A 9,213-nucleotide genomic window follows, 5' to 3' on the forward strand; every position below is an offset into this window, starting at 1 on the left:
AGGGCGGAGGCGTCGATCGTATAGCTACCCACGTTTTCACCGGCCGTGCGGCGCAGCACGCCCGCCAGGCTGTCGCCTGCCACCAGATTGCCTTGCGTCACTTGATACGTGAGGCCAGGGTCGACGTTGCCATACACCTTGCTCTTCGCATCGGCCGTCACCGTGATGGGGCGCGCATCGATGGTCAAGGCACCGTTTTGTGCCGTCACCACATAGTTGCCGTTGGCCAGGGCGGAGGCATCGATCGTGTAGCTGCCCACGTTTTCGCCCGCAGCGCGGCGCAGGGCACCATTCAGGCTGTCGCCCGCCACCAGATTGCCTTGCGTGACCTGATACGTCAGGCCAGGGTCAACGTTGCCGTAGACCTTGCTCTTCGCGTCCGCCGTCACCGTGATGGGGCGTGCATCGATGGTCAAGGCACCGTTTTGCGCGGTGATCACATAGTTGCCGTTGGCCAGGGCGGAAGCGTCGATCGTATAGCTGCCCACGTTCTCGCCCGCCGTGCGGCGCAGGGCACCATTCAGGCTGTCGCCGGCCACCAGATTGCCTTGCGTGACCTGATACGTCAGGCCCGGATCGACGTTGCCATACACCTTGCTCTTCGCGTCCGCCGTTACCGTGATGGGGCGCGCATCGATGGTCAAGCTGCCGTTCTGTGCCGTCACCACGTAGTTGCCGTTGGCCAAGGCGGACGCATCAATCGTGTAGCTGCCCACGTTTTCACCGGCCGTGCGGCGCAGGGCACCGTTCAGACTGTCGCCAGCCACCAGATTGCCTTGCGTGACCTGGTACGTCAGGCTTGGGTCGACGTTGCCGTAGACCTTGCTCTTCGCGTCCGCCGTCACCGTGATGGGACGCGCATCGATGGTCAAGGCGCCGTTTTGTGCCGTGATCAGATAATTGCCGTTGGCCAGGCCAGAGGCGTCGATCGTGTAGCTGCCCACGTTTTCACCGGCCGTGCGGCGCAGGACGCCGGCCAGGCTGTCGCCCGACACCAGATTGCCTTGTGTAACCTGATACGTGAGGCTTGGGTCGACGTTGCCATAGACCTTGCTCTTCGCGTCCGCCGTTACCGTGATGGGGCGTGCATCGATGCTCAAGGCACCGTTTTGCGCGGTAATCAGATAATTGCCGTTCACCAGGGCGGAAGCATCGATCGTATAGCTGCCCACGTTTTCACCGGCCGTGCGGCGCAGCACGCCCGCCAGGCTGTCGCCTGCCACCAGATTGCCTTGCGTCACCTGATACGTCAGGCTGGGGTCGACGTTGCCATACACCTTGCTCTTCGCGTCCGCCGTCACCGTGATGGGGCGGGGGTCGATATTCGCGCTGACGTTGCTGGCGTTCAGCACATAATTACTGTTTGACAAGCTCAATGTGCTGGAATCGAAACTGCTGTAGCGGCCGGCATTGCGGCTGCCGACAGTGGCCGAACCGGCGACCGTTGGGGCGTGGTCGCCATTGACCAGCCCCGACAAGACAAAGCCGGCATTGAAGGTAGCGCTGCCGTCGTAGGTCTTCGTCACGGCCACGTTCAGCGGACGGGGCGTGACCGTCCAGTAGACGGGTCCACCCGGCGTCAGGGTATAGCCCGTCTTGCCCAGCACCAGCCCCGTGTCATAGCTGATCGTGTAGACACCTGCCGACGACATGGCCGTGGGCGCCCCCAGCCACGAAACTGTGCCGCTCGCGCTGGCATCGGTAATCAGCGTGCCGCCGCTCAGGGCGTCGTACAGCGCATAGTTAAAGACGGGCAAGTCGCCATACACGCTGGTGCCTGGCGTCAAGCGGATGTACACGGGCTTGGAAGCGTTCCCCGCCGCATTGTCGACGGAAACAATGGCATCCTTCAATTGCGCCACGGGCGCCGCCGCGTAGTACACGGACAGGCCGCCGGACTGGCCCGGCGCCAGGTCGGCCGCGCGCAGGAACATGGCATAGCTGCCGTCCGTCCGGCCGGAAGCGACGGCCGTGCCGCGCGGATCCTGGTTGATGGCGTTGGAGAACGAACAGCAATAGCTGTGAACGGTATCCACGCCAGGCGTCGTGGAATAGAACAGGATGGCCGAGCCGCTCGTCGTGCTGTTGGTTTCCGTTACCATGAGGGCATTGGAACTGGCCTTGCTATCGGTCAATTGTGCAAATGCACCGGACACGATATTGCCCTTGATCTTGAAGTTGGCGTCCGAATTGCCGATGTAGTCATCGCCCGTGCCCAGCCACATGCGGACGTTCGTCAGCGGCGTGTTGCTCAAGTTGGTGAGCCGGCTGTCCATGTTGACGAAGGCATCGCCCGCCTTCAAGGTATACGTGTGCGCGATGCTGGCCGACTGGTTCAGGGTGCTGAAATTGAGGGTCCCCGTCGTCACGACCGATCCCATGCCTTCCTGGTAGCCGGCGATATTCAGGGAACGGTTGCTCAATGCCGTGGAGTAACTGCCGCCCGTATTCATGCCGGGGAAACCGCCCCCGATGCCCTCGGCGACGAGGACCTGCCCGCTGTTATTCCACGCATTGCTGCCATTGCCACCAGCGGCCACGGCAAACTCGAACGGGCGGCCCAGGGTCAGCTGGTACCAGGCATTGCGGCCGGGAGTGGTGTTGTCGAAATAATATGGCGTTTTTAACAGCCCGTCGGTGGTAAAGGAATCTTCCTGGCCATTGCCAAAGCGCACATTGCCATTATCGAGCACCAGGTTTTTCACGGCGCCAGCACTGCCCTTCTTCCAGGTAAAGGCGCTGGCGGTGGGGATGTTGACGGCCACGCCGGCCGCCACCTTGTAGCCGCTGCCAGCGCCATCGGCCGTGGCCTGGCCATACTGGTAGGCCAGGGAGGCGCTGCCCGTCGCGTTCAGGTTGGCATTGATGTTGATGTTGCGCTCGGCGGCCAGGGTCAGCTTGTTGGCCGACCAGCTGATGGCGTCGTTCACGTGGATGTCGCCATTGCCGCCCGCCGTGCCCATGCTGGTGGTCATGATGGTGAAATTGTTGCTGGCCAGGGCGCTGGAGACGGCCGCGCCCGTCATATTGCCGCCGCTGGCCGCCACCGTGAAGTCATTCGGGTCGATCAGCCAGTCGCCCGTCCTGCCGCCGGCCGCGGCCGTGGTGACGCGCGCGGCGCCGATGTCCACATGGTTGGCGCTGGTTTCGATGAAGCCGCCATCGCCGCCTTGGGGGGCGCTGGCATCGAGCACGCCGGCCACGTGAACGCTGCCCTGCTGCATGTCGCCGAGCAGCACGATCTGGCCTTTTTCCCCGGTGGACAGGGTATGCGCCTCGATCACGCCCGTGTTGTTGATGACGCTGGAAGCCAGGGCGCCCGCCGCCTTGGCCGTCAGATAGACCTGGCCGCCATCGGCGCGGATGGCGCCGCCATTTTCGATCAGGGTATCGAGCGCACCCTGCGTCACCTGCAGCTTGACGGGGCCGCCCAGGTCCAGGGTGACCTGGCTGCCCGCGCCCATCAGCACGCTGCCCGCATGGGCCGCGATGCTGCCGCTGTTGCTGATGCGGGCGGAAATCAGGGCCACGTAGCCGCCGTCGGCCGCGCGGATCGTGCCTTCGTTGACGATGCTGCCGCCCCCCTTGCCGTTGAACACATGCTTGCTGCCGCCCAGGCTGGCATTGTCGATATCCAGGGTCGAAGCGACGAGGCCGCCCACGTTGACCTGGGCCGTGCGGCCGAACAGGATGCCGTTCGGATTGATCAGGTAAACCTGGCCGTTGGCATTCACGCGCCCGAGGATCTGCGAACCGTTGCTGTCAAGAATGCGGTTGACGGCCAGCGCGGACGACGAAGGCTGGACGAAATTGACGGTTTCCTTGCTGCCCACATTGAAGCTGGCCCAGTTCAGCGACGCCTGCTGGCTCATCTGCTGGACCGTCGTCGTCGTGCCGGACTGCGTGATGGTGGCCGTGCCGGCCACCACCTGCCCGCCAGTGGGTCCGGCACAGGCCGGTCCGCCCAGCGCCAGCGCCGCCATGGCGGCCGCGGCGGCGGCCAGCTTGCGGCGGCCGCCCTTGCCACGGCCGCGCGAAGTCTCGGCAACGGCGACCCAGGCGTTCAGGACGTGGCTCCAGACGAGCCGGTAAATGTGATTCAGTGATCCGTGGCGATGCATGCTGTCTATCCTTGTTGGTGTTGTTACAGGGAGCGCCCTGCTCCGCCTCGTCCGCTTCAGCGCAAGGGGCAGTGCAAATGACAATCTCGGCCGTGCATGCGCATCAGACGCAGGCGACCGTTTTCCTCGCTCCATCCCTGTTGCCTTTCACTACACATTCGTAGCCAAAAGACACAAAAATTTCCTTGGAGAAAATGTAACAAACATTGCGGATTTATAAGTGAGCAAACCTGAGCGATTCCCGACTGAATCAGTCGGGAATACCGGCCGTCTAGGCGGGTAGTTGCAATGAAAAACTGATCACGCCATCCATGCCCGCACTGTCGAGCATGACCTTGCCGCCATGCAGCTCCGCAATGCGCTGCACCAGATACAGGCCCAGTCCGGCACCGGGCTTGTGCTGCGCGATACGGCCACGGAAGTATTTCTGGAACAGGCGCGGGATTTCATCGGCGGGCAAGGGGTCGCCCTCGTTGCTGACGGTCACTTGCAGGCAAGCATCGCCGTGCATCGTGGCCTGCACGCATATGGCCGACACCTGCGGCGCGTGGCGGTCCGCGTTGCTGAGCAGGTTGCGCAAGGCCACGCGCAGCAGGCCCGGGTCGCATTGCAGCTGCGCCGGCAAGACGCCCCAGCGCGCTTCCACCCTGCCTTCCGGCCACTCGGCCAGCACCGCGCCGATCAGCTTGCGCGGGTCGCAGGACTGGGGACGGAAGGTGGCCGCGCTCGTTTCCATCCGGTCCGCGCTCAGATATTCATCGACGAGCGCCGTCATGCGGCCGCTGGCCTCGCGCAAGTTCTGGCAGCGCTGCAAGGTTTTTTCCCACACGGCAGCGGGATTGCGGGCGATCTGCTGGGCCGTCGTATTGATGATGGCCAAGGGCGTATGGAATTCATGGGACACCATGGCAACGAAATCCTGCTGCTCTTCGCGCGTGCGCGTTTCCACTGCCAGCGCCTCGCGCAACTCGCCTTCCAGCGCCGCGCGCCGGCCGATCTCCTGCTGCAGGGCGGCCGTGCGCAGCAGCACCTGCTCTTCCAGCCGCTCATTGAGGGCGCGCACGGCCCGCACGGCTTCCGCCTGCGCCAGGTCCTTGGCCCGGCGCAGGTCGGCATAGCGGCGGTTGAGGCGCAAGCTCATCAGCATCATGTGCACGAACGCGCCCAGGGTGGCCGCATGGTTGGTCCAGAAGTTGGGCGGCAGCACGCCCATATTGCGCAGGAAACTGATGATGGCACCGGCATAAAAAATGCCGAAAATCAGCAGGAAGGCGCGCGCGCTGCGGTGGCCGCGCCATGACAGCCAGCTCGCCGTGCTGATAAAGAACACGATCAGGGGCAGCGCCGTGTACTGCACGGCGAGCACGCCGGTGCCATATTTTCCGCGCAGCACCAGGCAAGCGCCGGCCACGGCCACCACGCAGGAAATCCACGCCAGCCAGCGCGTCACGCGGGGCAACAGTTCCGGCAATTCCAGCTGCAGGGAAGAAAAGCGCGTGCCGACGGCCAGCGACATGCACAGCGACATGCCCACGATGGGATCGGACAGCCAGTTCGGCATGGCGAAAATCTGCTGGGGAATGGCGATCGTGAACGCTTCCGTCGTCGCGCTCGTGCACACATACAGCAGATACCAGCCGCTCTGGGCTTCGCGCGTCATGCGCCAGAAGAAAATGTGAAACAGGATCAGCAATAAATAAGTGCCGAACTGCAAGCCGTAGTACAGGTATTCGCGGCGCGAGGATTCGTCAAACGCGGAGCGCGGCCACACGCTCAGCTCGGTCGACATGGATTTCTTGCTGTGCAGGCGCACGAGCCAGCGTTCGCTCGTGCCCGCATTGAGGCGCAGCGGAAAGACGACCTGGCGCGCATCGACGGGCCAGTCGTCGCGCGCGATGGCGGCGCCCGCTTCCTGCAGGCTCCAGTGACCCTCGCCGTCCAGCCGGTACAGGCGCACGCTGTCGAGCACGGCGTTGCTAAAACGCAACACCCAATCATCGGGCGCATCCGCCGCGCGCCGCACATCGAGCAGCAGCCAGAGGACGTCGTCCGTATAGCCGGCACTGACGGCACCGGGCAAGGCGCGCCAGCCGGGCGACGCCAATGCCGCGGCAGGCCCCAGTTCGCCGCGCGGATCACGCAACAGCAGCATGTGGCCGCTGGCCGACACCTGTTGGCCAGTGTCGGGCAGCAGCAGCGGCGCCGGCGGCGGCGCGGCGCGCGCGGCAAGCGGATGCAGGGCGGTGAAAAGGAGGAAAATGGCAAGCAGGAAACGCATGGCGCGGCAGCTTACCACAGCCATATCAAGGAAGCGACAGGCCGCCTTCACGCCAGGCAGACGATCGGTTATCCTTGCGCCATGTTGAACCTTATTTTGCTTGAAGACGAAGCCGTGCTGCGGCAGGAACTGACCGAATTTCTCGGCGACTGCGGCTACCGGGTCAGCGCCGTCGCCGACTTGGCCAGCTTCCATGCCAGCTATATCCCCACCCTGCACCATATCGCCATCATCGACCTGGGCTTGCCCGATGGCGATGGCATGGCACTGGTGCGCGCGCTGCGCGCCCAGGGCCGCCAGCTCGGCATTGTCGTGTTTACCGCGCGCGGCGCCACGCAGGACAAGGTCAGCGGACTGACCGGCGGCGCCGACCATTACCTGCCCAAGCACACCGACCTGGAAGAACTGGCGGCCACCCTGGGCAGCTTGCAGCGGCGACTGGGCGAACCGGCAGCCGCGCCGACGTGGATACTGGAACTGGGGCCGCGCCGCCTGGTGCCGCCAGGCTGCAGCGCCATTGCATTATCGCAACAAGATACCACCGTGCTGCAGGTGCTGATGGCCGAGCCGGAGCGCATCGTCAGCCGGCAGCAGATCGTCCAGTCGCTGGGCGAGGACTTTCTCGACTACGACCAGCGCCGCCTCGACACGCAGATCCGCCGCCTGCGCCGCAAGACCGAGCAAGCCACGGGCCTGCCCTTGCCCGTCAACACGGCGCGCAATGCCGGCTACCGCTTCTTTGCCAACGCGGCCGTCCGGCCCTGAACCTGCCTCCCTAGGCCAGCAGTTGCGGCACGGCCGCCACCATCAGCGAAAGGCCGATCAGGGTCAGCACGGCAAACGCGATGCGGCGCATGCCGCGCTGGGCGATGGGCGGCGGGTAGCGCTTGCCCGCCATGGTGGCCAGCACGCCGACGGGCAAGGCTAGCATACACAGCAGCAAAACTTTCCCATCGAGCTGGCCCTGGCTGCCCGCCATCAGCGAGCGCCCGCCCGCGCTGATGGCGAACAAAAAGATCAGGCTGTAGCGGATGGTGATCAGGCTCATTTCCTGGCGGTAAAACTGATACACGAGGGGCGGTCCCGCCAGCGAAAACAGGCCCGAGAACAGGCCGCCGCACACGCCGCTGATGAAGAAGCTGCGCTTGTCGGCCGCGCCCGGTCCCGGCGGCGCCTGCAGCAGGATGCTGATGCCGCCATACACGATGGCCGCGCCGAGCAGCAGTTTCAGCAGGGGCGCATACGCCTGGTCCAAGTATCCCAATAGCAAGACGCCGGCCGCCATGGCCGGCAGCAAACCGATGCTGGCGGCGCGAATGGCGCGCCAGTCCAGGTGGTGCAAGGCGCCCGGCAAGGCTACCAGGCAATTGGCCAGGGACAACAGACTGACGAGGGCCGCCAGCGCGGGCACGGGCGCCAGGCCCAGTCCGCTAGCCACGCCCATGACGATCATGCCCAGGCCAAAGCCCGTGACGGTCTGGAAATACGTGCCCGCCGCCACCACGCCCAGCAGCGCCAGCACAGGCAGGCTGAACAACTCAGCGCCCACCCTGGGCCTGCACGGCCGTGACCGCAATGACGTTGTACACGTCGTCGGCGCTGCATCCCCGCGACAGGTCGTTGGCCGGTTTCTTCAAGCCCTGCAGCAAGGGACCGATGGCGACGGCGCCGCCCATGCGTTCGGCCAGCTTGTAGCCGATATTGCCCGCATCCAGGTTGGGGAACACCAGCACGTTGGCGCGGCCGTTGACGACGGAATCCTTGACTTTTCTCTGCGAAATTTCGGCCACGATGGCCGCGTCGAGCTGCACGTCGCCATCGATGGCCAGCAGCGGACGCTGGGCCTTGACCCGGTCCGTAGCCGCATGCACCTTGTCGACGGCCGCGTGATGGGCGCTGCCGCTGGTGGAAAACGACAGCATGGCCACCCGCGGCTCTTCCATCAGCAAGGCTTGCGCGCTGTCGGCGGCGGCCATGGCGATGTCGGCCAATTCCTCGGCTTTCGGGTCCACCACCAGGGCGCAGTCGGAAAAGATAAAACCGCCTTTCAGGCTGTGAAACGGTTCGCACAGCATCATCAGGAAAAAGCTCGACACCAGCTTGAAGGCCGGGTCGACGCCGATGATCTGGATGGCGCTGCGCACCACGTCGGCCGTCGTGTGCACGGCCCCCGCCACGCAGCCGTCCGCGTCGCCCAGGCGCACCATCAGGTTGGCATAGCACAGCGGGGCTTGCACGGCGCTGCGCGCCTGCTCCACCGTCATGCCCTTGGCTTGACGCAGCACAAACAATTGCTGGGCATAGTGTTCCGACTCGCTGGAAGTGGCCGGGTCGACCAGGCGTACGCTATCGAGGTCCAGCGCGTGCTCCCGCGCCAGCGCCAGGATGGCGGCCGGCTGGCCGACGATGGTGATGCGCGCCAGGCCTTCGCTGGCGGCCCGCACGGCCGCGCGCAGCACGCGCACGTCGTCGCCCTCGCACAGGACGATATGTTTCGGCACGGCCCGGGCTTGGGCGATGATGCGGTGCAGGGCTTTCATGGGTACTCCAATTCGGTAAAAAAATGCCGGAACCATGCAAGCATGAAGATAGTTCCGGCACACAAAACCCGGCAAGCCGGGGTCATACAAGGATCGAACTGACTGATTACACGTAGTCTTTGTACTTGTCCAGGTGACGGATCGGTTTGCTCAGCGCATCGCGGCGGAACGGGTCGCCCAGCTCGCGCGTGCACATAATTTCGATGATGGTCGTCTTGCCTTCATTCATCTGCATGTCGATCGCCTTTTTCAAGGCCGGACCCACGTCTTCCAG

5 protein-coding genes are annotated in these 9,213 nt (G+C 64.6%); 1 reads left to right on the top strand and 4 read right to left on the bottom strand.

Features of this window, described 5'->3' with window-relative positions; all coding sequences use genetic code 11:
* Window positions 1-4,121: MBG domain-containing protein (locus AC07VL_RS27545; protein ID WP_494808674.1), on the bottom strand; the 4,121-nt coding region annotated here is incomplete at its 3' end.
* 271 nt (window positions 4,122-4,392) lie between these two features.
* Window positions 4,393-6,399: a sensor histidine kinase gene (locus AC07VL_RS27550; protein ID WP_494808675.1), complete on the bottom strand. Its 2,007-nt coding sequence runs from the start codon at window positions 6,397-6,399 to the stop codon at window positions 4,393-4,395.
* A gap of 81 nt (window positions 6,400-6,480) precedes the next feature.
* On the opposite strand from AC07VL_RS27550, the gene AC07VL_RS27555 reads away from it, so the two are divergent.
* The gene (locus AC07VL_RS27555; protein WP_494808676.1) at window positions 6,481-7,164 is read left to right on the top strand and encodes a response regulator transcription factor; all 684 of its coding nucleotides are present in this window, start codon (window positions 6,481-6,483) and stop codon (window positions 7,162-7,164) included.
* Window positions 7,165-7,174: 10 nt separating this feature from the next.
* Here AC07VL_RS27555 and AC07VL_RS27560 read toward each other — a convergent pair whose 3' ends face one another.
* Entirely contained in the window at window positions 7,175-7,936 is a 762-nt protein-coding gene (locus AC07VL_RS27560; protein ID WP_494808677.1) for a TSUP family transporter, read from the bottom strand.
* A 1-nt stretch (window position 7,937) separates the two neighbouring features.
* Window positions 7,938-8,939 (bottom strand): phosphate acetyltransferase, encoded by a 1,002-nt coding sequence (pta, locus tag AC07VL_RS27565; protein WP_494808678.1) that lies wholly within the window; start codon window positions 8,937-8,939, stop codon window positions 7,938-7,940.
* Between the last annotated feature and the right edge of the window lie 274 nt (window positions 8,940-9,213).

It is taken from the genome of Janthinobacterium sp. GW821-FHT03C08 (assembly GCF_059420905.1).

Excerpts from the sequence above, each read along its gene's own strand:
- AC07VL_RS27555 (WP_494808676.1), top strand. The coding sequence starts at position 6,481 with ATGTTGAACCTTATTTTGCTTGAAGACGAAGCCGTGCTGCGGCAGGAA.
- AC07VL_RS27550 (WP_494808675.1), bottom strand. The coding sequence starts at position 6,399 with ATGCGTTTCCTGCTTGCCATTTTCCTCCTTTTCACCGCCCTGCATCCG.
- pta (WP_494808678.1), bottom strand. The coding sequence starts at position 8,939 with ATGAAAGCCCTGCACCGCATCATCGCCCAAGCCCGGGCCGTGCCGAAA.